Here is a 25,335-nt window from a genome sequence, read left to right on the forward strand (position 1 = left end):
TGCGCGACCGATCTCCAATCTCACGTATCGAGAATTCCATCGACCGTATAATAAATATGACACTCGACCGGACGGCGAGAAATGTCCGTCGATTTGTCCGATTGCCTCCGCAATGCACGGCCGGGAAAGACAATCGTGTGTCACAAAAGTGAACGTTCGCTGTCAAATGGCAGCGCGGAGTGACTGGACAATGGTCAGTCGTAGTGGGCGTAGACCGCCCATTTCCCCTGCCGGTAGCCAAGTAGCAGGGCAGCCTGCGGCGGCTCGGCGCCGATCAGGACCTGGAGCCGGGCTTGACAAGTCGAGGCGTGGGTCCACCACCGCTCGTTCGCGGTCCACGGCCCAGCCCAGGCCGTCACCGGACGCGGGGCGCCGCCGTTGACACCGACCGTGGCGGGCGTGGCCGTCAGCATGTCGCGGTCGGTGACGTGCACAGGCTCGCCAGACTCGGCAAAGACGGTCACCGGGACCGGGTCGGGGAACACGACCGCGGGTGATGGCGCCGGAAGCTGCCCTGGCCAAGGCATGTCGGGGTCGGCCGCCGGGGTGAGTTCCTCGCCCCACGGCACCAGCCGCACACGCTCGCCGGGATCGCGCCCGCCGCCGAGGACCGGCGTGCACACGGCTTCTGGGCCCAGTAAGCCTTGCACGCGGACCATCGCCCGGCCGGCCTTCTCGGCGGCTTCGGCGTGCCCTTCGCCTCGCCATAGATCCAGTTGTAGTGCTTTGCCTTCGACTACCTCCTCTGGTTCAAGCCACAGTGTTCGAATACCGGCGGTCGGCCCGCCGACACGTAACCAGCCATCCAACTGCCAACGCACGCGGTCGGCGATCCCGTTGGGTGTCAACGGTTCCGCGCACCGCCACACCCGCCCGAGCTCCTCGTCCCGCTCGCTGCGCGCGTAGATTCCCAAGCGGGTACAGGCAAGCCCGTGCGCGGCCAAGCCCGCGTGTAATCGCTCGGCGAGGGATTTGGCCACGAAGGCAGCCGCGTCCACCCGCTCGACCGGTGGGTCGAGTTCGGTGCTGATCGAGAGATCCGGCGGTGGTCTTCGTCTGGACGGTGGCCGTTCGTCCAGCCCTCGGGCCAATCGGTGCGCCCGGACCGCGCCCGCGTCGAACCGGGTGGCCACGTCGCGTTCGGTGACGTCGGCGAACGCACCGAGGGTCCGCAATCCCAGGCGCCGCAACAGATCGATCAGCTCTGTGCGGTCCGGACCACCTGGTTGCTGCAGCTCGTTCACCGCCAGTGGCGCCAGGAACTGCGCGCTCTGCCCCTCCTGGACCACTAATCCCCGGTGCGCGGCCAGGGTGGCGGCGAACAGGCCGTCGGCCACACCGACCTGACACTCCACCCCGGCCCGGTCGGCGACCTGATCGATCAGCCGCTCGGCCGCCGCCTCCTCACCACCGAAGTAGCCAGCCGGCCCCCGCGCGGGCACAGCGACCAACCCCGGCCGGACGATCTCGACGCCGACAGCCAGCTCCTCCACCGCCGCCGCGACCGCCTCGAAGAGCCGCGCGTCCCGAACCGGGTCGTCCTCGAACACGACCAGTTCAGGGCACCGGCCCTGCGCCTCTCTGCGGCGCATGCCCCGCCGGATGCCCTCCGCCCTCGCCACGGCCGAGCTGGCGACCACGCGGTTGGCCGCCACCACTGCCATGGGAATCGTCAAGGACAGCCCGGCACCCGACGCGGCCGCCACCACCGGCCAGTCCGGGCACCAGAGCACTAGCATGCGCATGATTCGAACATAGGTTCGGATTATCTGTACGTCAATCACTCGATCAGGTAGGTGTTTCCTGATCGGCCGCTCAACCGTCATGATCGGCCACATCGGACCGGACGGCCACGGTACGACGAGAAACCTGATACTCAGCAAACCCAATGACAGCACGGAAAGCAACAGTCCATACCCGACCGCGAGCCTGGCAGACTGACGCCGGGCCATCGCCCAGAATCTGCCGCCGGGACAACCAAGTCAGGTTGGTCAAGTCCCTTTCGGTCCTCACCAGAACCACGTCGGCGAGTCCAGTGTGGAGCTGAGGACCTCGCCAAAACCCAGGCGCCCCAGGTGTCACACGGATACGCGTCAGGACGTCCGATGGCACACCACCTAGCGCTGACACCGTGATTGCGGCTGTGGGTTTTGCGTCACCTCGAACAGCGAGGTTGTTTATTTCTTGGTGCGGTACGGAAGGACGAACATGTACAGGCCGCTGCACAGGAGCAAGAAGAGTGGGAGCAACGGAAGATAGACGACCCAGCTGGTCTCCGCGCCGACTCCGACGACGACTGTGGTGATGATGACGGTTGCCACGAAGAACATCGAGAACCACCGGTGGCCTTGTCGGATTTGCTTGCTCCAGCTCATCGGAACCTCCTTGGTGCAGGGCCTTTTTGTTGCTGTCACGCTAGTTCCGGCTGGGAGGTGATGCTTCTTGATTCCTGACCGGTCTGCCCCGGCTCGTGGGCGGCAGGCCAAGCGTGGCTGTCGTTCTTGGATTCCGATGGGAGATGCCGCATGGGCGCTGGTTGGGATGGCGGCATTTGTTCGGTTGCGACGCCGACATGGGCTCCGACCGGGGCTGGCATCGTTGCGCTCGGTCGCGATGGCGGGCGTGGGCATGACTCGGGGGGAGCGTTGTTGCTCGGCTGCAATGCGGGCTTGGGCTCCGGTTGAGGATGGCGTCGCATGTTCGGTGGCGATGCTGGGCGTGGAGCCTTGGTGATGGCGACGATCTATTCAGGTGCGATGCACGGGGACACGGGCGATGGTTGCGGATGGCGTCGTTGTGTTCAGGTTCGAGGGCCACGCGGGATGTCAGTGGCTCAGCATGTACTGAAGTGCTGAGGTACGGAGATGCTGAAGTACTGAGGCGTGGGGCTCGGCCTGGCGGGCACGGTCATCGTTGGTTCATGGTGGACAAAGTGCACCAGTGCCGCTGGTGCATGGCGGGCTACGGCAAGCCGTCACCGGCACGGTTCATCCGCAGCGGGCTACGGCAAGCCGACATTGACACGCTTCATCCACGGCGAGCTACAGGCAAACCGACATCGGTGCCGTTCATCCATGACCATGTGGCTTAAGCCTTGCTGGTTCGCCGGGCCACGCCGTCTACTGCGGCCAATTCGATGGGGCGGGATGCCTTCTCTTCTTGGTGGGGCCACATGGTTTCGGTCAGGCTGGGGATCGGTTGTTCGGAAAGGCCTTCTGGGCCAACGTAAACCGTTGTCGTGATCGGTCGGACCGCCGAGCCTCGGCCACGGGCGGACACGGTCATCTCCCGCGCATACAAATGGCCGTAGCCGTCTTGCAGGCCTGTCCACTGTGACTGGACGTGTGCCAGTTCCAGGTCGGCGCCTGGCCAGGGGCCAAAGGGGATCAGGACTGCTCCTCTATGCCGGGCGCGCGCTGACAGGCGGCGGGCGTGGGACTCTTGCAGTCTTCCGGCCGCCGCTATGACGACGATGTCCACTCCGTCCAACAGTGCGCCTGCCACGGCTGGCAGGTCGGGCCCGGGGCGGGGAACCAGCGCCAAGCGGGACACGGCGACACCAAGCTCCGCCGCGGCCACGACCCCCAATCGAGGCATGCCGATCACCCCCGCCCACGACCCGCCGGCCGTGGCTTCGGCGAGCAGCGCGAGCAGCACAGTGACGGACCCGCGTACCGCCACTGTGCTGCCACGCCGCAAGCCACCCCACGGGAAGAGCCCGGCCAGTGCTCGGGGCACCGGCAGCACTCGTTCCCGATCGACCGATGTCAGGGTCAGGCCGCTGGCCACCCCCACCCCGTTGGGCATGGCCACGGACTTCAGCGACGCCGCTCTCGTCACTGCCGACCCTGACACCGGAACACCTCCCGCACACCGAACGACCGCCGTGGGGAGCCGGCGCGTCTCGAACATTTGTTCGAGCGCTGAGGTTAGCTTATCGGGGTTTCGCCGCGGACCGCAAGGCGGGTCACTCTGATGGGTTGTGGGTTGAATATGCGCCCACTAGCTGGCTTTCCGCGTCGTTCAGATATGTCGCCAACATGCTTGCCGCACCCGCTCCATCGCCCTGCTGGACACGGGCGGCGATCTCGCCGTTGCGCACCAGGTACGGCTCGTGGAACCAGCGCGGGTCCTCCATCACGTAGAACACCAGCCGCAGCTCGGCGAGGATGCCGCGCATGATCTCGTCGACCCGCGGGCTGCCCGCGAACGACGCGATCACCTGGTGGAACCGGATGTTCGCGGTGCCGAGCGCACGCCAATCGGACTGCTCGGCCGCCGCCGAACCATCGGACACGGCGGCAAGGAGTGCATCCAACCCGGCAGGCGGTTCTGTCATGTCACGGACCGCGGCACACTCGATGAACTTGCGCACGCGGTAAATGTCGATCACGTCGTCGGTAGTCAGCACTCGGACGAACACGCCACGGTTGAGCTCATGAGTCAGCAGGCGCTCGTGCGTCAGCAGCCGGAAGGCCTCACGCAAAGTGTTGCGGGAGACGGCAAGCGCGCTGGCGATCGCGTCTTCGGCCAGCCGCGTGCCTGGTGTGAAGAAGCCTTCGCTGATCCGCGTCCGCAGCACGTCAGCGACTCGTTCGGCGGTGCTGGTCCGGCTGAGCAGTGCTCGATCGGCGATCAGTCCGGACGTTTCGAGCGACATTCGCCCATCTTACCTCTTGAAGGATTGTTGAACGATCCTTACAGTCAACACACTCACTGAATCCTCGGGAGGTGCCGATGAGCACGACGACCCAGGACAAAGCCAGGCCGTTCGAGTGGTTCCGGTCGCTCGGTAAGCAGGGAAAACGCGCCTTTGTCGGCGCGTTCGGCGGCTACGGCCTCGACTCCTACGACTTCCAGGTGCTGCCGCTCGGCATGGTGGCCATCACCGCGTACTTCAGCCTCACCAGGCCGGAAGCAGGCCTGCTGACCACGGTCACCCTGGTGGTGTCGGCGATCGGTGGCGCGGTCGCCGGGATCCTCGCCGACCGAATCGGCCGGGTCCGCACCCTGATCATCACGGTGATCACGTACGCGGTCTTCACGGTGGCGTGCGGATTCGCCCCTAACTACGAGACTTTGCTTGTCCTGCGGGCATTCCAGGGCCTCGGTTTCGGCGGCGAGTGGGCCGCTGGCGCCATTCTGATCGCCGAATACGCCAAACCCGAGTACCGCGGCCGCGCGGTCGCGTTCATCCAGAGCGCGTGGGCGGTCGGCTGGGGCCTGTCGGTGATCGTCTACACGATCGTGTTCAGCATCGCCGACCCGGACATCGCGTGGCGAATCCTGTTCTGGACAGGCGCTTTGCCAGCAGTCCTGATCTGGTACGTCCGGCGCAACGTCACCGACGCGCCGCACGTCACCGAACAACGTCAGGCCAACAAGAGCCGTGGCTCGTTCGCGGCGATCTTCAAAGGCGAGCTGACCAAGACCACGTTGTTCGCCGCGCTATTGGCAACCGGCGTGCAAGGTGGCTACTACACCTTGGCCACGTGGCTGCCGACATTCCTCAGGGACGAACGGAACCTGACGGTCGTCGGCACCGGTGGATACCTGGCATTCCTCATCTCGGGTGCCTTCATCGGGTACGTCACCGGTGGCTACCTCACCGACCGGTTGGGGCGTAAGAAAACCTTCACGCTCTTCGCGGTGCTGTCCGCCGCGCTGATCATCGGGTACATCAACATTCCCGAAGGCGCCAACACTTTGGTGCTGTTCCTTGGCTTCCCGCTCGGCTTCTCCGCGTCGGCCATCTTCAGCGGGTTCGGCTCGTTCCTCGCTGAGCTGTACCCGACCGCGCTGCGCGGCACCGGCCAGGGCTTCACGTACAACTTCGGCCGCGCGGTCGGCGCGCTCTTCCCAACCCTGGTCGGTTTCCTCGCCACCAGTTGGGGGGTTGGTGGTGCAATGGTGTTCGGAGCGGTCGCGTACGGCATCGCGGTTGTCGCGTTGCTGTGGCTGCCGGAAACCGTGGGAAGGGAGCTGACATGACCCCGGACCAAGCCCGGAAAGCCTTCCGGGGCGGGACAGTCTCGACGACGAGCGGCTGGGCGCCTGGGTACACGCAGGCGAACCTGATCGCGGTCCCGCGTGACTGGGCGTACGACCTTCTCCTTTTCGCGCAACGGAATCGTCAACCGTGCCCGATCCTGGACGTCACGGACCCTGGCGTGACAAGCACTTCGCTGGCGCCCGACGCGGACCTGCGTACGGACATCCCGAGCTACCGGGTGTGGGAGAACGGCGAGCTGGTGTGTGAGGTGCGCGACGCGGCCCGGCTGTGGCGCTCGGACCTGGTGGCGTTCCTGATCGGCTGCAGTTTCACGTTCGAGCACGCTTTGACCGCGGCGGGAATCCCGCTCAGGCACGTGCAGCAGGGGCGCAACGTGTCGATGTACATCACCGACCGGGATTGCCGGCCTGCCGGCCGGTTGCGCGGGCCGATGGTGGTGTCGATGCGGCCGATCCCCGCCGACATGGTGAAGCTGGCCAGCACGATCAGCAGCCGGATGCCGGACGTGCACGGTGCGCCCGTGCACGTCGGCGATCCCGGCGGGCTCGGCATCAAGGATCTGTCCACACCGGACTTCGGGGACGCCGTAGACGCGGCGCCCGGTGACGTTCCAGTGTACTGGGCCTGCGGGGTGACCCCGCAGGCCGCGCTGATGACCTCGTGTCCGCCGTTCGCGATCACGCATTCGCCCGGCCACATGTTCATCACGGACGTTCCGGACGAGTCCTACCGGATCGCCTGAATCCCAGGGTGGGGGTCGTGAGTGGTTAGCCGCGTTAGAACACGCGTTAGTCAGTCTGTCCTCTGGTGAAGACGCCCGTTGAGGGGTGAAAATCGGTGTTGGCTGCCCGCTGACGTCGTTGTCTCTATGGTCTGTGAAGGCCGTGCGTTAGTCGGACGCTGGGAGCCCTTGGTGGGCCCTTGATTGTTGCTTCGAGCACGCGGATCAGATTCGTTGTTGCCTGGGCTCCCGCGGGTAGCCGCCCCGCCGGACGCTCGGGGAGAGGCCGATGTTGGAGCAGACACAGGACAACGAGGAGATCATCGCGCGGGTGGCCGCGTTGGATATCGGTAAGGCCGAGGTGATGTGTTGTGTCCGGGTGCCCGATGAGGCGCGTCCGGGTAAGCGGCTGCAGGAGGTCCGGCCGTACTCGACGATGACCCGGTCGTTGCTGGTGCTGGCTGATCGGCTGGCCGGGCTGGGCGTGACCCGGGTGGTCATGGAGTCCACATCGGACTATTGGAAGCCGGTGTTCTACCTGTTGGAGGCGCACGGGTTCGAGACCTGGCTGGTCAACGCCCGCGATGTCAAGCATCTGCCCGGCCGGCCGAAGACGGATCGATTGGACGCGGTGTGGTTGTGCAAGGTGGCCGAGCGGCAGATGATCCGGCCCAGTTTTGTCCCGCCGTCACCGATCCGCCGGCTACGGGATCTGACCCGGTATCGGCGTGACCTGGTCGAGGTCTGCACCGCGGAGAAGCAGCGGGTGGAAAAGCTCCTGGAAGATGCCCAGATCAAGCTCTCGGTGGTGGTCTCGGACATCTTCGGGGTGTCCGGCCGGGCCATGCTGGCCGCGCTGGTCGCCGGGCAGCGGGACCCGAAGGTACTCGCGCAGCTGGCCCGCACCTCGATGCGGCGCAAGATCGGCAGGCTGGAAGAGGCGTTCACCGGGTTTTTCACCGATCATCACGCGTTCCTGTTGTCGACCATGCTGGCCCGGGTGGATGCCGGGATCGCTGACGTCGCCCGAGTGGATGCCGCGATCGAGGAGTTGATCGCCCCTTTCGCCACAGCGGTCGACCAGCTTGATGAGATCACCGGCGTCGGGCGCACCGCCGCCCAGGTAGCCATCGCCGAGATCGGGCTGGACATGGCACGCTTCCCAACTCCGGGCCACCTGTGTTCCTGGGCCAAGTTCGCTCCCGGGGTGTCGGAGTCGGCCGGCAAGAAGAAAGGCAAAGCTGCCACCGGGCACGGCAACCCTTACCTGGCCCGAATCCTGGGCGAGGCCGCAGTGTCCGCCAGCAGGACCAACACTTTTCTCGGCGAACGCTACCGGCGCATCGCTCGCCGCAGTGGCGCCAAGAAGGCCATCGTCGCGGTCGGCCGTTCCATTCTCGTGATCATGTGGCACCTGTTATCCGACCCCAACGCCCGGTTCCGTGACCTCGGCGCCGACTACTTCGTCCAGCACACCAACACTCAACGCAAGGTCCGCAACCACATCAGCCAACTGGCCGCTCTGGGCTATCGCGTCACCCTCGAACCCGCGGCCTGACAACCCAACTACCAACCCGGCTCCGCTGCGCTACGCCGGGTGCCTTCGGCCTGCCCACTCACCATCGATTTTCGGATCAGAACACGGCTAACCACTCACGAGAGTTGACGTGCCACATCGTCCCAGCGGACGAACTTGAAGTTGGTGCTTTCCCTTGATTCACCGGCGTTGTCACCGTCCTGCACGGCCAGCAGTCCGTGCGGGAACCGGTGGCCGAGGCCGGTGCCGATCACCGCGGCGCCGTCGCTTTCCTGCACCAGGTCGTCACCCAGCTTGATCTGGAACGACGTCTTGTACTTGCCTGGCAGGTCGTAGGCCGCGAACGTGTTGTCGCCCTGGCTCGATGCCAGCAGCAGGTTACGTCCATAGTGGATGGTCAGACCCTCGACATCGGCCGAGATGTGCTTGCCGCCGAAGCCAGGATCCTTGCCAGGAACGCATTCCTCGGTCGCAGGGTCATAACTGCCAGGCACACCGAACTCGCGGACCTTGTCGATCAGCACCGGACGACCCGTCAGATTGGCGGAGATACGCCAGATGCCAACGTCTTCCTGACCGGCGTACAACGTTCCGGTCCGGTAGTCCACGACCATGCCTTCGACCTGCGGCAGCACCCCAGGCTCGTCGCACGGCTGCCACGTCGTGCCGTTCGGCAAAGTGAAGGACGCTGGCAGATCCAGCTTCCGGACAACGCGGTAGCTGTACATCCCACCGCGCGACTCGACTTTCAGCAGCGCGACCTGGGTCGTCGACCGACGGCTGACCAGGACATAGGTGGCGCCATCGGAATTCCACGCCGCCAGGCCATAAGCCGTCTTCTGCTCGTCCACTTCGGACTGGGTGCTGTTGAAGACAAAAGGAACGTCCGGCGCCGTCACGTCGACAAGCCCGTTGACCTGGTAGAACCGGATGTGGTCACGGCCGCGGTCGGACACGATGGCCAGATCGCCGACGATGTCGACGTTGTTGAACCGGCCCGGCGCGTGTTCAGGGCCTGGTCGCGGCGGCGCGGGGACGTGCCGGATCTGCGTGCCGTCCAGGCGGTACGAGTGCAGCCCGCCCTCCTTGGCGGTCGCGACCACGATGCTCCGGCCGGGATCGCGCTCGTTCACCCAGATCGCCGGGTCGTCGGCGTCCGCGTTGCCGCCTTCCTCGTCGTCGAACAGGCCAGGCGTCTCAACCTGTGCCTTGACCACCGGAGGACCGGCCGCGAACGCTGATGGCCCGGCAAGCATCGTCACGAGCACTAAGAGCAGGACTCTACGCATTCCAGGAATCCTTCCCGCCGACTGTGAACGGCTGCCTAACAGCAGACGTCGAATCCTCCTAACGGAGGACGCCACAAACTGGCGTCATATGGCAAGTGTGAGTGCATGAGTCACAAACGTTCTGCCACAGCTCTGTTGGCTGGTCTAGTGGCTTGCGGTCTCGCCGTTCCGGTGAGTGGGACGGCGACCGCCGCTCCGGTCACCGGCGCAGCATCACCAGACCGTGCGGTCACGTTGTTCACTGGGGACAAGGTTGTTCTCGACGGTGAGCACGGAGTCACTGTGCTCGCAGGTAAAGGGCGCGAGGGGACGCGTTTCTCCTTCCACACCGACGAACGCGGCGACATCCACGTGATCCCTGAGGATGTACGACCGCTTTTACGCGCGGACAAGCTCGATCAGCGGCTGTTCAACGTCACGCAGCTGATCGACAACGGATACGACGACAAGACGCGGCCCGACATCCCGTTGATCGTGAGCGGCGGTGTCGGCCTCGCGAAGGAACGCCATCTGCCGAGCCTGAACGCATCCGTTGTCCGCGTGGACAAGGCTGCTGGGCTGCGGACATTCGCGACCGCGGACAAAGATTTGGCTGGACGGCCCGGTTCGGGCGTCCCTGGACAAGAGCATCCCGCAGATCGGTGCACCGGAGGCGTGGAATTCCGGGCACACCGGCAAAGGCGCCACTGTGGCCGTGCTGGACACCGGCATCGACGCCACACATCCCGATCTGACTGGCGCTGTCGTTGGCGCGCAGGATTTCACTGGTTCCGCCAGTGGTGCCGACGACCGTGACGGGCATGGGACGCATGTTGCCTCGATCATCACCGGTGAGCACGAGAAGTATCGCGGTGTCGCGCCGGATGCCAAGCTGTTGAACGGAAAGGTGCTCAACGACTTCGGGTCCGGTCAGGAGTCGTGGATCATCTCCGGAATGGAGTGGGCGGCGGCCACGCAGGGCGCCGACGTGATCAACATGAGCCTTGGCAGTTCGATGCCAAGCGACGGCACCGATCCGCTGTCCCAGGCCGTGAACAGGTTGACGGCTGAGACGGGTTCACTGTTCGTTGTCGCCGCGGGCAACACTGGCGGCATGCCGCCAAGTCCAGCCGCCGCGGACGCGGCGCTCACGGTCGGCGCGGTTGATCACAGCGACAATCTCGCCGAATTCTCCAGCCGTGGGCCGCGCTGGACCGACAACGCGATCAAGCCCGATATCACCGCGCCTGGCGTGGATATCGCGGCCGCGAAGGCTACTCACGGCCGGATCGGCACGCCTGTGGATCCCACGCACGTCCGGCTGTCCGGCACATCGATGGCCGCGCCGCACGTCGCTGGGGCTGCCGCGATCCTGGCGGCAACGCACTCCTCCTGGGCTGCCGCCGAACTCAAGTCCGCGCTGATGGGTAGCGCCAAGCCACATCCTTCGTTGACTGTGTTCGAGCAGGGCGCCGGTCGGCTTGACGTGGCCAAGGCTGTCAAGCAGCCGCTGCGTTCTTCTCCGGCTAGCGTCAGCGCTGGTGTGGCTTTGTGGCCGCACAATGACGACGAGCCGATCCGGAAAACCTTGAAGTACCACAATTCCGGCTCGACTCCGGTGTCTGCCGGGGTTTCCGCTTTGGTGCGTGACCCTAGCGGAAATCCTGCTCCCGCTGGGATGTTCACTGTTTCGACTGCCACTTTGACCGTGCCTGCCGGTGGTGCGGCCGAGGTCGTTGTCACGATCGACACTCGCGTGAATGGCCCTGATGGGATCTACAGCGGCGTAGTCGAGGCGGGCGGGGTTCGTACGCCCATCTCTGTCAACCGTGAGGTCGAGAGCTATGACGTTGCCGTGAAGTTCCTTGACGAGAACGGGAACCTGACTCCTGAGTCGTCGATTCGGTTCGTTGACATCGATGTGCCCAGGGCTTTCATCCCAGACAACCCGACGGGTTCGCCCGTGGCCCGGTTGCCGAAGGGCCGGTACTTTGTCGACGGTGGCTCCGGCAGTGCGCAGACTCGGCTCAACCTGCACATGGAACCCGAGTTCGTCGTCGCCGGGAACAGGGCATTGGTTCTCGACGCCAGGAAGGCCCGTCCCATTGGGTACATTGTGGACAAACCTGGGGCAAAGACTGGTTCGGCGTACTTCGCGTTCTTGCGTAAGACCACTTGGCAGGGCGGGACCGGCTCCAGTTTCATATGGCCGAACTTCGACGGCGTGTATGTCATGCCGTCCGAAACTGCTGCCGCGCCTGGTCAGTTCACCTACGCGACGCAAGCACGGATGGCCGAACCAGACGGCAATGGCGGCTTCACAACCAGTCCTTACATGTACAACCTGCGTACCGATATCGACGGCCGTGTTCCCGCTTCGCTGATGGTTACTGTGCGGGACGGTCAGCTTGCCAAGGTCCGGTCCGAGCACGGGATCACGGCAGCGGGTAGCTTCGGCCGACGTGACGATTTCGTCACCCGGCCGCTTCCGTACACTTTGGATGAATTCTTCACGCCGGATTTCCCGTGGTACAGCAAGTTTGCTCAGTACGGCGTTGACGGGAGCGTTCAGTCGTCGATGAACTTCCAGGTACGTCGGTCGTTCAAAGCAGGGCAGGCTGTCACCGAACGGTGGAACTTCGGGGTTTTCGGTCCCGCTTTCGTGCCACTGCCGAACACGGTCAACACGTCGGCAGCCCGCGCGGGCGATGTGATGCTGTTCAGCATGGGCCTCTTCGCGGACCCGGATCCGCGCAGGGTCGGCTATTCGAACGACACGGGGTCAACGACCCTGTACCGCAACGGCGAACAGATCGGCACCGAACCTTGGTCCGGCTACGGTTTGCACACCGTGCCCGCCGGGGATGGCCAGTTCCGGCTGCACACCGAGGCGAGCAACCCGTCTGAGGTTTCGACCAAGGTCGTCGTGGACTGGACGTTCCGTTCGGGGACAACGACTTCACAGGAAGCGTTGCCGCTCATGGCCGTGCGGTTCGCGCCTCATGTGGATGCCCGGCAACGGGTTTCCCGGCTTGTGCCGACTGTGATCCCGGTTCAGATCGACCACAACTCCGGCGGACAGGTGCGGTCCTTGTCAGTGCAGGTCTCCCATGACGACGGCCTGACCTGGAAGACAGCGCCAGTGGCGAACTTCAACGGCAAGTGGTTCACCGTTGTGTCGCATCCGGGCACGGCGGACACGGTGTCGTTGAGGGCAACCGCGAAGGATACGGAAGGAAACGGGGTCGAACAGACCACCTATCGCGCGTTCCTGCTCAGGTAAACCCTCGTGAGTGGTTAGCCGTGTTCTAACACGGCTAACCACTCACGAGCTTTTAGTGCGCGAAGTGGCGGGTGCCGGTGAGGTAGACCGCCACGCCCGCGGCCTCCGCCGCCGCGATGGTCTCCTGGTCCCGGATCGAACCACCGGGCTGCACGATCGCCTTCACGCCACCGTCGATCAAAACCTGTGGTCCGTCAGGGAACGGGAAGAACGCGTCCGAAGCAGCCACCGAACCCTTGGCCCGATCCCCGGCCCGCGTCACCGCCAAGCGGCACGAGTCGACCCGGTTCACCTGGCCCATTCCGACGCCAACGGTCGCGCCACCGGACGCCAGCAGGATCGCGTTGGACTTCACCGCACGGCAAGCGCGCCAAGCGAAAGCCAAGTCCGCCAATGTTTCTTCGTCAACGGCCTCGCCTGTGGCGAGCGTCCAGTTCGCCGGGTCGTCGCCGTCTGCCTGCAGCGTGTCCTTGGTCTGCAGCAACAGTCCGCCGGACACCGGACGCATCTCTGCTCCGCCGCGCCGGGGCTCCGGTACGACCAGGATGCGGATGTTCTTCTTGCGGGTCAACACATCCACCGCGCCCTCGGCGTACGAAGGCGCCAGGATCACCTCGGTGAAGATCTCGGCGACCTGCTCGGCCATGTCCAGTGAGATCTCGCGGTTCGAGGCGATCACGCCGCCGTACGCACTCACCGGGTCGCACTCGTGCGCCTTGCGGTGCGCCTCAGCGATGTTCACTGTGGACACTGCGATGCCGCAAGGGTTGGCGTGCTTGATGATCGCGACACAAGGCTCGGCGTGGTCGTACGCCGCGCGGTACGCGGCATCGGCGTCCACGTAGTTGTTGTACGACATTTCCTTGCCGTGCAACTGTTCTGCGGTCGCCAGGCCGGATCCGCCGTGGCTTGAGGTGTACAGCGCGGCGCCCTGGTGCGGGTTTTCGCCGTAGCGCAGGACGTTCGAGCGCTTCCAGCTCGCGCCGACCCAGCCGGGGAAGTTGCTGCCTTCGTCATCCGGCGACAGCACGCTGCCCATCCACGACGCGACCGCGATGTCGTAGGACGCCGTGTGCCGGTAGGTCTCCAGCGCGAGGGCTTTGCGGTCTTCGAGGGTGAAGCCGCCGGAGTTGACCTTCTCCAGAACCCAGTTGTATCGGGACGGGTCGATCACCACGGCGACCGACGCGTGGTTCTTCGCCGCCGCGCGCAGCATCGCTGGGCCGCCGATGTCGATCTGCTCGACGCATTCGTCGGGCGACGCACCAGAAGCAACCGTCTGCTCGAACGGATACAGGTTCACCACGAGCAGGTCGAATGCCTTGATGTCCAGGTCAGCCAACTGCTGGACGTGCTCTGGGCGGCGCATGTCGGCCAGCAGACCGGCGTGCACACGCGGGTGCAGGGTCTTGACCCGGCCGTCGAGCGACTCGGGGAAGCCGGTGACCTGCTCGACCGGCGTCACGGGCACGCCGGCGTCGGCGAGCACCTTCGCGGTCCCGCCGGTGGAGATGATCTCCACTCCGGCCGCGTGCAGCCCGGTCCCAAGCTCGAGCAGACCGGCTTTGTCCGAGACGCCGATCAGCGCACGCCGCACCGGACGTGTCTCTGAGTTCACGGGATGCTCACCTTTCGTCCATCCACGGTGTAGCCGTCGCGCACCAGCCGCGCGAGCACGTCGACCAGCAGCCGACGCTCCACCGTCTTGATCCGTTCGTGCAATCCGGCCACATCGTCGCCGGACTCGACCGGCACCGCCTCCTGGGCGAGGATTGGTCCGGTGTCCACACCGGTATCCACCAGGTGCACGGTGCAGCCAGTGACCTTCACGCCGTACGCGACGGCGTCTTCGACCGCGTGCGCGCCGGGAAACGCGGGCAGCAACGCGGGATGCGTGTTGATGACACGTCCAGCGAACTGGGTCAGGAACGCCGACCCCAGGATCTTCATGAAGCCGGCCGACACGACCAAGTCGGGCTCGTAGGCCGCGACGGTCTTGGCGAGCGCCTGGTCCCAGGTGGACCGGTCGGCGTGGTCACGCACGCGTTCAACGAACGTCGGCACTCCGGCGCGTTCGGCGCGCGCGAGCCCTTCGATATCGGTGCGATCGGCACCGACCGCGACGACCTCGATGGGGTACGTCTCGTCGCGGGTCTCGTCCAGCAGCGCCTGCAGCAGGGTGCCCGATCCGGAGACGAGCACGACGACCTTGGCGGGGGTGGGCAGAGATGTCGGGTGAGCGCTCAGCGTGATCTCCTGGCCTGGTCGGATACGGCCAGCCTATGTGCTCACTTGTCGATCTCGTCCGGCAGGTCCGGCTCGGTGGAAGCGTCGGGCGCGGTGCCGGTTTTGTCCTGGCGGCTTGCGGGCTCGGCTTCCAGCACAGTGTCAGTTTTGTCGCGCAGGCCGCCAGCCGCGGTATCAGTCTTGTCTTCCGGCCCGGCGCCGGACTTGTCTCGCAGGCCTCCGGACTCTGCCGTGCCTTCCGGCTCGGGGTGGTCTTCTGAGTCTTCCGGGTCTTCGGGCTCGTCGTCGGCTTCGGCGGCCGGTTCCTCCGGGTCGCCGGGCTCTTCGGAGTCATCTTCTTCAGCGTCATCGTCTTCGGCATCCGAGGCTGCCTCGGCCTCGATGGCGTCGTCGAGCAACCCGCGCGACGGCTCCAGCACCAGGCGTGGCCCGGCCCACCAGGCCACGGTCGCCGCTGGCAGGGCGATCCACAACAACATCGCCAAGCCAAGACTCCACGGATGCATGCTCAGCGGATCGAAAATCCCCTCCGCGAGCCGCCCACCTGCGCCAATGGCAAGAAGCAGGCAACCACCGGCCACGACGACAGCAGCCGCTCCCACAGCACGCAGCCGCGCGATCGGATCTTCGCTGACGTCACGCAAAAACCAGCCGACGAAAGCGCCGACCCCAAGCGGGAGCAGGAAAAACAACGGCCACCAAGGCGCGCCCGACTCCGGCACGGCGGCAAGCACTGGCACGCCAGGCAACGGACCACCTGCGAAATGCAGCGGAGTCGCGGTGAGCTGGCCGATCGTCACGCCAGGCCCTGCCGCGAAGGACATCCCGCCGACGATGGCGTTCGGCAGGTACGCGACCGACAGCAAGAGCATCCCGACGCTGTCGCCGATCCCCGGCGCGAACAAATCGGCGGCCGTGGTGAAGGACATGCCAAGCCCCAGCAGGAAAACCCCGGTGCCGACACCGATCATCGCGCCGAGACCGATCAGCCCGGCCCACAAGCCGTGTACCGCGAGTTCGTCGATCCGGTCGAACAGATCATCCAGATACCCTTGCCTGGCAAGGCTGATCACCGCAGACAACGCGGCAATCCCAGCTGGCACAAGCAATCCGGCCGCGATCGACGACAGCGACGTGACCTCGGTGAGCACAACGCCCGCGATGGCGTGCGTTGTCGTGACGGTCGCGATGATCGGCAAGGTGTCACGCGCGTACTCGATCCCCAGGCGATCGGCGGCGTTCGTGACCGCACGGCCGATCAGCATCATGATCAACAGCGTCGGCAGGAGCGGCAAGGCGCCCAGGTCATGCCCATCGAGCGTCAACGGCACCTGATACGCGGCCAGCCAGCCCGGCATCGCCGCGGACAACACGGCCAGCGTGGAGACGTCGGCTTTTGTCGCGACCGAGATCACCAGCGCGAGCGTGACGACCACACCCACGTAACCCACGAACAGCGGGCCGATTCCGGCGACGAACAGCACCCGCGCCCGGCTGCGGACAGGCTCGTCCACGTCGTCGTCGACATCGGGCGGGTACAGCGACATGCACGCACCCTGACAGCCGTCGCGGGCCAGCCGCCGGACAACGCGCCGCTCGTCAGCCGATCAAGTGAACCCCTGTCGGCGCTGCTCACAGAGTGTCTACATAAGACGACGGGCGGGCCGTGAAGATCACGGCCCGCCCGTCGGCAAAGATCGTTACTGCGGCGGCTGCTGCGGGTAGCCACCCGGCGGGGTGCCGGGAGCACCGAACTGGCCCTGCTGCGGCGCGAATTGCGTCTGCTGGCCAGGCCCGCCGAACTGTCCGGGCTGCGGGTGCTGCACGGTCGGCGCGGCACCGGGCGGCGGAACCGCCTGGAACTGGCCACTTGGCGGGTATCCGCCGTGCGGCTGCTGTTGCTGCTGCGGGTAGCCACCGGTGTTCGGGGCGCCGTACGGGTTCGGCGCTGGCGGCTTGATGATGCCCTCTTCGAACAGGAACGCGGCAACCGCGGCACCGGCCTGCAGGATGCTGAAGATCAGCACCATGATTCCGCCAGCGGCAAGGCTCCCACCGAAGGAGAACACCACGAACAGGAAGGCGAGCATGGCGCCGACGGTCAGCGCCATCGGCAGTACACCTGCCTTCTTGTCCTTGTCACCAGGCAGGATCACCGGCAGCGCGGCGAGACCGCCAGCGGCCAGCAGCGCCGGGACCCACGCGAGGCCGCCCTCGTAGAAACTGGCGCCGGAACTGATCGGCGCGAAGCCGAGGAACAGGTTCAGCACGCCGAGACCGCCCGCACCGAGCGCGAGCATCTGCGGGAGGCTCAGTTTCATTCCGCCGCCCTGACCGGGCGGTGGACCGTAACCAGGTGGGCCGGGCGGGGGCTGGTGCGGGCCTTGACCCGGGTAACCGCCCGGCGCTCCGCTCGGGTAGGTCATCGCGTGGTTCTCCTCAGCTGCTGCTCACCGCGATAGTTCGGATGAATTTTTCCACCTTTGACGCAGTCCGGCACAACGCGGTTCCCGATTGTTCCGGTTACTGCATAGGGCAGGGCCGGACGCTACACCAGCGCCCGGCCCTGTCAGTGAATCACTCTTCGTGTCGGTGTGCTGTCAAGTCAGCCTTCGACGATGGCCCGTGCCAGCGCGGCGGTCTCGCTTGGCGTCTTGCCGACCTTCACACCAGCGGCCTCAAGGGCTTCCTTCTTCGCCTGCGCGGTACCGGCCGAACCGGACACGATCGCACCGGCGTGCCCCATGGTCTTGCCTTCGGGCGCGGTGAAGCCCGCGACGTAGCCGACGACCGGCTTGGTCACGTTCTCCTTGATGTACGCCGCTGCACGCTCTTCGGCGTCGCCACCGATCTCACCGATCATCACGATCAGCTCGGTCTCGGGGTCCTCCTGGAAGGCCGCGAGTGCGTCGATGTGCGTGGTGCCGATGACCGGGTCGCCGCCGATACCGACCGCGGACGAGAAGCCGATGTCGCGCAGTTCGTACATCAGCTGGTAGGTCAGCGTGCCGGACTTGGAGACCAGGCCGATCTTGCCGGGGCCGGTGATGTCCGCGGGGATGATGCCCGCGTTGGACTTGCCAGGCGAGATCACACCGGGGCAGTTCGGGCCGATGATCCGGGTCTTGTTGCCCTTCGCGACCGCGTGCGCCCAGAAGTAGGCGGAGTCGTGCACCGGAATTCCTTCGGTGATCACGACAGCGAGGCCGATCTCGGCGTCGATCGCCTCGATCACGGCGTCCTTGGCGAACTTCGGCGGAACGAAGATCACCGAGGTGTCCGCGCCGGTCTTTTCCATCGCCTCGGCAACCGAACCGAACACCGGTACGAGCGTGCCGTCGATGTCAGCCTCGGTGCCAGCCTTGCGCGGGTTCACGCCGCCGACGATGTTCGTGCCCGACTTGAGCATCCGCTTGGTGTGCTTGGTGCCCTCGGAGCCGGTCATGCCCTGGACGATGACCTTGGAGTTCTCGTTGAGGAAGATGGCCATCTCGTTCACGCCCCCGCATGTGCAAGTGCGGCAGCCTTGTCGGCCGCGTTGTCCATTGTGTCCACCTGCTCGAGGCCGGGCAGCGCGGCGTCGGTGAGGATGCGGCGACCCTCCTCGGCGTTGTTGCCGTCCAGCCGGACGACGATCGGGCGGCTGACCGCCTCGCCGCGCGACTCGAGCAGCGCGAAGGCCTGCACGATGCCGTTGGCGACCGCGTCGCACGCGGTGATGCCGCCGAAGACGTTCACGAAGACACTGCGCACGTCCGGGTCGGACAGGATGATCTCCAGCCCGTTGGCCATCACCTCGGCCGACGCGCCACCACCGATGTCGAGGAAGTTGGCAGGCTTGACCCCGCCGTGCTTCTCGCCCGCGTAAGCGACGACGTCCAAAGTGGACATAACAAGGCCCGCGCCGTTGCCGATGATGCCGACCTGGCCGTCGAGCTTGACGTAGTTGAGGTCCTTGGCCTTGGCCGCGGCCTCGAGCGGGTCCTCCGCGGCGATGTCGACGAGGTCGGCGTGGCCCGGGTGCCGGAACGACGCGTTGTCGTCCAGCGTGACCTTGCCGTCCAACGCGATGATCTTGTCCTGCGGGTCACGGACCAGCGGGTTCACCTCGACCAGCGTCGCGTCCTCGGCGACGAAGGTCTCCCACAGCTTGACGATGACCTCGGCGGCCTGGCCCGCGATCGCCTCGGGGAACTTCGCCTGCGCCACGATCTCGTTGGCCTTGGCGAGGTCCACGCCCTCGATCGGGTCGATCAGGACCTTGGCCAGCGCCTCCGGCTTGGTGGCCGCGACCTCTTCGATGTCCATTCCGCCCTCGACGGAGGCCATCGCGAGGAACTTGCGGTTGGCGCGGTCGAGCAGGAACGAGAAGTAGTACTCCTCGGCGATGTCGGACGCCGGGGTCACCAACACCCGGCGGACCACGTGGCCCTTGATGTCCAGTCCGAGGATGGCCTCGGCCTTCGCCTTGGTGTCCTCGGGGTCGTCGGCGAGCTTGACGCCGCCCGCCTTGCCCCGGCCACCGGTCTTCACCTGCGCCTTGACGACGACGCGCTGGCCGAGCTCGGCCGCGATCGCCTTGGCGTCTTCGGGGTTGTCAGCCACGGAGCCCGGCAGCACCGGCACTCCGTGGGCGGCGAAGACGTCCTTCGCCTGGTACTCGTACAGGTCCACTGAGAGCTCCTGCTCCACCGTTGCCCGCGGTGGGGGTGGGCGACCCCCGCAGGGGGTCGGTATGTAACTGCGCTGGGACCTGTCGACCCTAGCGACCAGCTTCTTCGGCCGGGCCTTGGGTACTGGTGAGGTCGGTCACCGCTCGTGATCGGGCGCGAGCGCGCTTGCCCAGCTCACAACGCCCTCTGCGTTGCCTGGCCGGAAAATCGCGTTGACTCCGGCGGCTTTGAGGGCCTGTTCGTCGCCCTCCGCAGTGGCGAACACCACGGTCCGCGCGGCCAGTTCTGTACCGATCAGGCGATGTTCGTCGCTCCGGACAACCAGTCCGACCGCGCGGACGTCCTCCTGTTCGGCCGCGCTCGCGATCTCGTCGGCCGACCCGGCTTTGGCGTAGACGACCTCGACACCGCTGTCGCGCAGCGCGCGTGCCAACGTCTGGGTCTCGATGTCGTCGGGTTCGAGTTCGACGAGCAGAAGTCTGATCATCGCCGTTTCGAAGGCTCTGGCCGTACCGCCAAAGCCACGAAGGCACTGATTACAAGGGCCGCGATCGTCGCTAGCGCCAACCATGTCCCCGCGGCGGCCGTCGCGCCCTCGGCGCGCGCACCCGTCATCGGAACCTCCAACGCATGAACCGCGACCAGCCCAGCCGCGCCGAACAACAGCGCCGCTCCGCGCGCCGGACGACTGCGTGACGCGACGATGGCAGCGATGAGGACCGCCAACAGGGCGATGATCAAACCCCAGGACGCGACACGGAAGTTCGACCAGATCCCCGGCGCCGCATAGTGATCAGCGCGCATCGCGGGCAATCCGAACGCACCGACCGCGAACAACATCGCGGCCGCGATGGGCGCCATCAAAACGATGTTCGACGAGCGTTCGGTCAGATCGACGTCGTCCCGTTCGATCGCACCGGCAGCGCCAGCGGTAATCGCGGCGGCGACGGCGAACATGACCGCGACCAACGTCCACCATGTCGCGGCACCCGCACGGATCGCACCGCTTGTGGACGTGGCCGTGACAACCGCGTCCAACGCCAGGAAACCCGCGAGCGGGATGCCGACCCACGCGACACTCAGCATCGGCCGGAAGATCCGGGAGATCGGCTTGATGAGAAGCAGCACACCGAGCACGATCACCAGGATCCCGGCGGGCAACAGCAGCCGGTTCGCGAACGAATCAGGGCGCGCGCCGGAAAGGATGATCAGCTCATCGGTCTGGTTGATCGGAACGTCGGTCGGAATCTCGACGACGAACAGAGAGGTCGCCTGCCCGAGGATCGCGGCGATTCCAGCTATCACTGCCAGAACACCGGCGATCACGTGCGCCCGGCTCTCTTGGAGCGGTTGGCTCTCCTTGCGTTTCAGAGCAAGCCCGCTTGGCCACACAGCCACGACGATCAAGCCGAGGGCGCCGACAGTGGCCATATAGGAGCGCCAGTCGGCCTCAAGCCAGTCCACTGTGAGCGCGGCGATCTGTCCAGGAAGGACGACAGCAAGGATCGCGACCGCGACACCAATAAGGACACCGCGACCCATCTTCGGCGTCCGCGCGGTACCGGCGAACACACAGCCGAGCAAGGCCGCGAGCGCGATCAGCAGCCCGCCGACCATCACAAGCCCCGGCCCGTTCGTCAGATCGAGGTCGAGAAGGAAGGCGTTGCCCGACTGGTACGGCGGCATCAACAACCCGACGGTCGCGAGCCCACCGAACACCAGAGCCCACCCAAGCAGCCGCTTCCGCGGCTCGGAGTCTTCAAATTCCGCGGCGACCGGCGTCCCAGGCTGAGCGCCCGCACGCACGATCACCATGCCGCCCGCCACCAACGTGAGGACATGCCCGGCAATCAACAACCACGTGCCCGTCGCAGCCGACAGCGGCACAAGCTCGGTCGGCACAACCAGTTCCGGCCGTGACGCCACCAAAGCATCCGCCGCGAGCTGAAGGTCGACGAATGCCCGGCCCGGGGCGAGGAACGCGGCACCAACCAACACGCCAGCCGCGCCCACCGGCCTACGGGCGATCAGAAGGGCGATGGCGACAAGGACCGGCACCACAGCGAGAGCAATAAGGAGAGGGCCGCTGGCGTACGCCGCCGGGGGCGCGCCTTGCAGCACGCCGACACCGGGACCTGCCGCCAGCAAAGCCGCGCCTGCGGCGGCCACCACGACGGCCACCTTCAACAACGCCGGTACCTCAAGCCGTTCCGGCACCAGGTCTCCAGTCTCACCAGCAGTCGGGCCGGTCCCCACCTGAGTGTCCGAGGATCGGATCCGCGAATTCATCACCCCGAACCTAGCAAGGCGATCACACCCCGAATCTCCCGCCACACCTGCACAACCCAACACACCAGGTCACGCGCAGCCTCGCGTGTCCACCGGCTCCGTCATGGTGAGTTGAACCCGCGAGCGGCGCAACGGCGGCAAGAAGCCACAGCGACAGCGAGTCGAGCAGTTTGACTCACCGTGACGGAACGGTGGACACGCGCCAGGGCGGAGCAAGGCCAGAGACCGTGCGAGTGGAAGCCCCGACCTCGTCGAACCCGCCATACCGACAGACCCGAACTCCGGCTGCCTTCCAGGTCCAGCCGGGTTGGCTGGGATGAACTACCGCGTGTCCGCCCCACCGGCACGGCGAGTCAAACTGCTCGACTCGCCACCAGCCGGGTCACTCGCCGCCGTGCGCCGCTCGCGTTCAACACGCCATGCCGGAGCGGCAGACACGCGCGGGCACCCGTCACCGACTTCCCGCCTGTTCGCTGCGCTCACGGCGATACGTCACGTGGTTACCCGGGTGCATGCCGCACATTCCAGGGCATGCCCTTTATCCCCTCGAAGGGTGGGGGAAAGGGCAGTACCTCATCGTTGGTGTGGTCTGTGTGGGTTGGCGGTGGGAATCTTTCTTCGAGTTCGTGGGTTGACGGTGACAACCTTCTCGGTCATCGGGGCGTCTTAAGGGCACGAGGCAAGCAGTAGGCCTGGCGACCAGGGGAAATGGTCGGGAGGTCTGCCGGACGGGGTAACGGGCATGCGGGGATGGCCGGCGACGCGGGGTGAAGTCGCCGGCGGGTTGCATGTGGCGCATGGCGTGTTTTCGGATCGAGTAGCGGCGCCGGTTGTGCGGTGAGCGGTCGGGGGCGACCGGGGAACGTCCAGAACCGCCCGGTTGGCGTAACGCAGGTCACATCCTGGCGTGTTATATCGCCTTAACTTTGGGTAATAGTTACTGATCAGTGACTTATGGGCTCCCCTCGATCGGCAGAAGATCCTTCAGGGAAGTTGCCCTCCGCTGTCTCCCTTGGTTACTGTCCCCCGGTCCGTTGTCACGGTCCGGTCACGGCTCAGGACACGAGTGGTTCCCCCGAAACCACTCACCCGGGATCCCCCGCCCGGTGTCCACGCCAGAGCTCGTCCCCGCGAGCCGAGGTTGCCGCCCGGATCTCCCCGAGGCAGAAGGGCAGGCTTTGTCTCGACACCGCTCCCCCGGCGGGCCGCAGCAGTCTGCAGTGATGGTGGAGGCGCTTGAACGCCCCTCCGCCGACGATCGCGTAGAGCGTGGTGCGCACCGGCTTCCGGCGCCACCGTCCGCACTCCGCGGTCGTGTTGTGGTCGCAGCTGTCGCGCTTGGCGCGTTCGCAGCTGCAGCAGCTGGTCAAACGCTCAAAGGCGGCGCCGCCACGACCGATGGTGACGTCACCCCGCTCGCGAACGCGCAGGACGCCTCCGCCGCACTCGGCGTCGGTGGCGACAGTCGCGGCGCGACCATCGCTCCCGAGATCCTCACCGTCGCGCAGGTCAGCGACGCAGGCGAAGAAGCCCGCAAGCTCACGCAGAGCGCGCAGCTCATCGCCAACCGCACGGCCAAGATCCAGAAGGAAGCCGCTGAGGCTGCCGAGAAGGCCCGCGTCAAGTACGTCCGGCCAGCGGAAGGTGCTTTCACCTCCGGCTTTGGCGCCCGGTGGGGCACGACCCACTTCGGCATCGACATCGCGAACCGGATCGGCACCCCGATCCGCGCGGTCACCGACGGTGTCGTGATCGAGGCAGGCCCGGCGAGCGGTTTCGGCCTCTGGGTTCGCATCCAGCACGCGGACGGCACGATCAGCGTCTACGGCCACATGGACACCATCGGCGTGCGTGAAGGCGCCAAGGTCAAGGCGGGCGACCAGATCGCGCGCATGGGCAACCGTGGCCAGTCCACCGGCCCGCACCTGCACTTCGAGATCTGGGACGCCAACGGCCGCAAGATGAACCCGGCCAGCTGGTGCGCCCAGAAGGGCATCAGGCTCTGACGAACCACGCCCCGGCGACCCGCCAGGCCGAACAGATGGCAGGCGAGCCGCGGGGCGACTGACAGCCGACGCAACGTCGTTTACGACCAGCGGGCGCGTGCTGGCCAAGCAATGACCGCCAGGCTCCGACGAGTCTGCGTAGCTCCCGGCCAACTTCGACAGGCTGCGCCGCAGACAGGCGCTCGACGCCGTCCAGATAGCCACCCACGCGGTCCGCAAGCGCGCGGAACAAGATGTCGTCCACTGGGTTACCCCTTGCTTGGTGCTGTTTTTTGGCATGACCGCAGTCAAGCACAGGGGTCTGACAATTTTAGAACTGATGGTCGATGGCTCTGGCCGGACTGGCGCTCGTCGGCAAGATTTCACGGTCTCGGCACCGGTCTGACCGCGGCTCCCGGATGTTGGCGTGCAGGGCCGGTCTGACTGAGGCGCTTGTTTGCCGGTCAGGCCGTGGCCGGGGTTGGCTGCTCACTGGGCTTTGCCGCTCGTTCGAGGACCTTGCGGCCGTAGACGTAGCGGGCGGCGAGCGCGACGCCCTTGTTCACGATCGTCTGAGGCAGCGGCATCGGTCGCAGCACGTCGACAATCAGGACAATTCGCTCACCGCTGCTTTCGTTGACGACTTCATGGTTCCAGCTGTCGTCGAACAGGACGCTCTGCCGTTCTTGCCAGGTGTACCAATGGTCCTTTACGCGAATGCTCGGTGGCGCATCCTCCGGCACCTTCAGCCCGAGGTGGTAGCGCAAGTACCCACAGTACGGGCCCTCGTGTTCAGGAATTGACTTCCCGGGCTCAAGAATGGAGAAGAACGCCTGAAAGACGTTAGGGATCGATGCCAAAAGCGCCGTTGTCCGAGGGCATTTCGAGGCGTTCGGCTCAGCCCGCTCACCCATCGCCCACAGGTAGAAGATCTTCCACTCGTTCGGCGTCGCGTTCGAGATGCTTGCCTGGTCAGGGTCTAAATCGTGATACGCGGGCAGCGTCGTACGATCAGCGAGGACCTCGTCGAGCTCGCTGCGGATATCAGCGTAAGAATTGTCCAGGCTCCGCAGCGCTGGATATGTCTCGTCGATGTCGAAAAGTACCGGACGCTGGTCACCACCTGCCGTCTGCCTGAACCACTTGCTGACAGCTTCTTGAACGGGTTTGGTATTCACATCTGCCCCCTGCAGAAAAGTACGACCAGTGATCTCGATACTGGCCGCAGGCGGCGGGGAGACGCATCGGGGAACACCCGCAACGACCCCTGAACAAACCCTTAGGAGTCGGGTTGCCCAGAGGTCGAATGGTGGGGCTAG

General features: G+C 65.8%; 21 protein-coding genes. 5 read left to right on the forward strand and 16 right to left on the reverse strand.

Annotated elements, in window-relative coordinates; all coding sequences use genetic code 11:
• Positions 1-194: 194 nt before the first annotated feature.
• The 4 genes from LWC34_RS24455 to LWC34_RS24470 all read right to left on the reverse strand — a co-directional run bounded on the left by LWC34_RS24455 (position 195) and on the right by LWC34_RS24470 (position 4,660).
• A complete protein-coding gene (locus LWC34_RS24455; protein WP_233728866.1) occupies positions 195-1,739 on the reverse strand; it encodes a DNA polymerase Y family protein in 1,545 nt (514 codons plus the stop codon).
• A gap of 438 nt (positions 1,740-2,177) precedes the next feature.
• Entirely contained in the window at positions 2,178-2,375 is a 198-nt protein-coding gene (locus tag LWC34_RS24460; RefSeq protein ID WP_233727477.1) for a hypothetical protein, read from the reverse strand.
• Positions 2,376-3,087: 712 nt separating this feature from the next.
• Positions 3,088-3,855 (reverse strand): DnaE2-dependent mutagenesis accessory factor ImuA', encoded by a 768-nt coding sequence (gene imuA', locus LWC34_RS24465; protein WP_372496578.1) that lies wholly within the window; start codon positions 3,853-3,855, stop codon positions 3,088-3,090.
• A gap of 112 nt (positions 3,856-3,967) precedes the next feature.
• Complete coding sequence (locus tag LWC34_RS24470) at positions 3,968-4,660, reverse strand: GntR family transcriptional regulator (protein WP_233727478.1); 693 nt, start codon at positions 4,658-4,660, stop codon at positions 3,968-3,970.
• A gap of 77 nt (positions 4,661-4,737) precedes the next feature.
• On the opposite strand from LWC34_RS24470, the gene LWC34_RS24475 reads away from it, so the two are divergent.
• The 3 genes from LWC34_RS24475 to LWC34_RS24485 all read left to right on the forward strand — a co-directional run bounded on the left by LWC34_RS24475 (position 4,738) and on the right by LWC34_RS24485 (position 8,292).
• Positions 4,738-5,991, forward strand: coding sequence for an MFS transporter (locus LWC34_RS24475; protein WP_233727479.1), 1,254 nt, complete (start codon positions 4,738-4,740; stop codon positions 5,989-5,991).
• Entirely contained in the window at positions 5,988-6,755 is a 768-nt protein-coding gene (locus tag LWC34_RS24480; RefSeq protein WP_233727480.1) for a putative hydro-lyase, read from the forward strand. The genes LWC34_RS24475 and LWC34_RS24480 overlap by 4 nt, the downstream gene beginning before the upstream one ends.
• Before the next feature lie 268 nt (positions 6,756-7,023).
• Positions 7,024-8,292, forward strand: coding sequence for an IS110 family RNA-guided transposase (locus tag LWC34_RS24485; protein WP_233723845.1), 1,269 nt, complete (start codon positions 7,024-7,026; stop codon positions 8,290-8,292).
• A gap of 95 nt (positions 8,293-8,387) precedes the next feature.
• Here the strand turns inward: LWC34_RS24485 and LWC34_RS24490 are convergent, their stop codons facing one another.
• Positions 8,388-9,560 carry a phytase gene (locus tag LWC34_RS24490; RefSeq protein WP_233727481.1) on the reverse strand — a complete coding sequence of 391 codons (1,173 nt, stop codon included), beginning with the start codon at positions 9,558-9,560 and terminating at the stop codon, positions 8,388-8,390.
• 378 nt (positions 9,561-9,938) lie between these two features.
• Entirely contained in the window at positions 9,939-10,070 is a 132-nt protein-coding gene (locus LWC34_RS57080) for a hypothetical protein (protein WP_284051642.1), read from the reverse strand.
• A gap of 22 nt (positions 10,071-10,092) precedes the next feature.
• Between LWC34_RS57080 and LWC34_RS24495 the strand changes: the two genes are divergently transcribed.
• A complete protein-coding gene (locus LWC34_RS24495) occupies positions 10,093-12,822 on the forward strand; it encodes a S8 family serine peptidase (protein ID WP_233727482.1) in 2,730 nt (909 codons plus the stop codon).
• Positions 12,823-12,874: 52 nt separating this feature from the next.
• Here LWC34_RS24495 and purH read toward each other — a convergent pair whose 3' ends face one another.
• From purH to LWC34_RS24535, 8 genes are all read right to left on the reverse strand, one after another.
• Positions 12,875-14,440 carry a bifunctional phosphoribosylaminoimidazolecarboxamide formyltransferase/IMP cyclohydrolase gene (gene purH, locus LWC34_RS24500; RefSeq protein WP_233727483.1) on the reverse strand — a complete coding sequence of 522 codons (1,566 nt, stop codon included), beginning with the start codon at positions 14,438-14,440 and terminating at the stop codon, positions 12,875-12,877.
• A complete protein-coding gene (gene purN, locus LWC34_RS24505) occupies positions 14,437-15,069 on the reverse strand; it encodes a phosphoribosylglycinamide formyltransferase (RefSeq protein ID WP_235729935.1) in 633 nt (210 codons plus the stop codon). Before purN ends, purH begins: the two co-directional genes overlap by 4 nt.
• Before the next feature lie 41 nt (positions 15,070-15,110).
• On the reverse strand, positions 15,111-16,616 hold the full coding sequence (locus LWC34_RS24510; protein WP_233727485.1) for a cell division protein PerM: 1,506 nt from the start codon (positions 16,614-16,616) through the stop codon (positions 15,111-15,113).
• Positions 16,617-16,769: 153 nt separating this feature from the next.
• Positions 16,770-17,390 (reverse strand): DUF5336 domain-containing protein, encoded by a 621-nt coding sequence (locus LWC34_RS24515; protein WP_233727486.1) that lies wholly within the window; start codon positions 17,388-17,390, stop codon positions 16,770-16,772.
• Between the two features lie 284 nt (positions 17,391-17,674).
• Positions 17,675-18,559, reverse strand: coding sequence for a succinate--CoA ligase subunit alpha (sucD, locus tag LWC34_RS24520; RefSeq protein ID WP_233728869.1), 885 nt, complete (start codon positions 18,557-18,559; stop codon positions 17,675-17,677).
• Positions 18,560-18,564: 5 nt separating this feature from the next.
• Positions 18,565-19,743: an ADP-forming succinate--CoA ligase subunit beta gene (sucC, locus tag LWC34_RS24525; protein WP_233727487.1), complete on the reverse strand. Its 1,179-nt coding sequence runs from the start codon at positions 19,741-19,743 to the stop codon at positions 18,565-18,567.
• A 135-nt stretch (positions 19,744-19,878) separates the two neighbouring features.
• Complete coding sequence (locus LWC34_RS24530) at positions 19,879-20,229, reverse strand: hypothetical protein (RefSeq protein WP_233727488.1); 351 nt, start codon at positions 20,227-20,229, stop codon at positions 19,879-19,881.
• Positions 20,226-22,031, reverse strand: coding sequence for a hypothetical protein (locus LWC34_RS24535; RefSeq protein WP_233727489.1), 1,806 nt, complete (start codon positions 22,029-22,031; stop codon positions 20,226-20,228). The genes LWC34_RS24530 and LWC34_RS24535 overlap by 4 nt, the downstream gene beginning before the upstream one ends.
• A gap of 1,223 nt (positions 22,032-23,254) precedes the next feature.
• On the opposite strand from LWC34_RS24535, the gene LWC34_RS24540 reads away from it, so the two are divergent.
• Positions 23,255-24,037 (forward strand): M23 family metallopeptidase, encoded by a 783-nt coding sequence (locus tag LWC34_RS24540; RefSeq protein ID WP_233727490.1) that lies wholly within the window; start codon positions 23,255-23,257, stop codon positions 24,035-24,037.
• Here LWC34_RS24540 and LWC34_RS24545 read toward each other — a convergent pair.
• Complete coding sequence (locus LWC34_RS24545; RefSeq protein WP_233727491.1) at positions 24,027-24,281, reverse strand: hypothetical protein; 255 nt, start codon at positions 24,279-24,281, stop codon at positions 24,027-24,029. The genes LWC34_RS24540 and LWC34_RS24545 overlap by 11 nt on opposite strands.
• A 199-nt stretch (positions 24,282-24,480) precedes the next feature.
• Positions 24,481-25,194, reverse strand: coding sequence for an aspartyl/asparaginyl beta-hydroxylase domain-containing protein (locus LWC34_RS24550; RefSeq protein ID WP_233727492.1), 714 nt, complete (start codon positions 25,192-25,194; stop codon positions 24,481-24,483).
• Positions 25,195-25,335 lie beyond the last annotated feature (141 nt).

Origin of the sequence: Kibdelosporangium philippinense (genome assembly GCF_021390435.2) — a bacterium.
Classification (GTDB): domain Bacteria; phylum Actinomycetota; class Actinomycetes; order Mycobacteriales; family Pseudonocardiaceae; genus Kibdelosporangium; species Kibdelosporangium philippinense.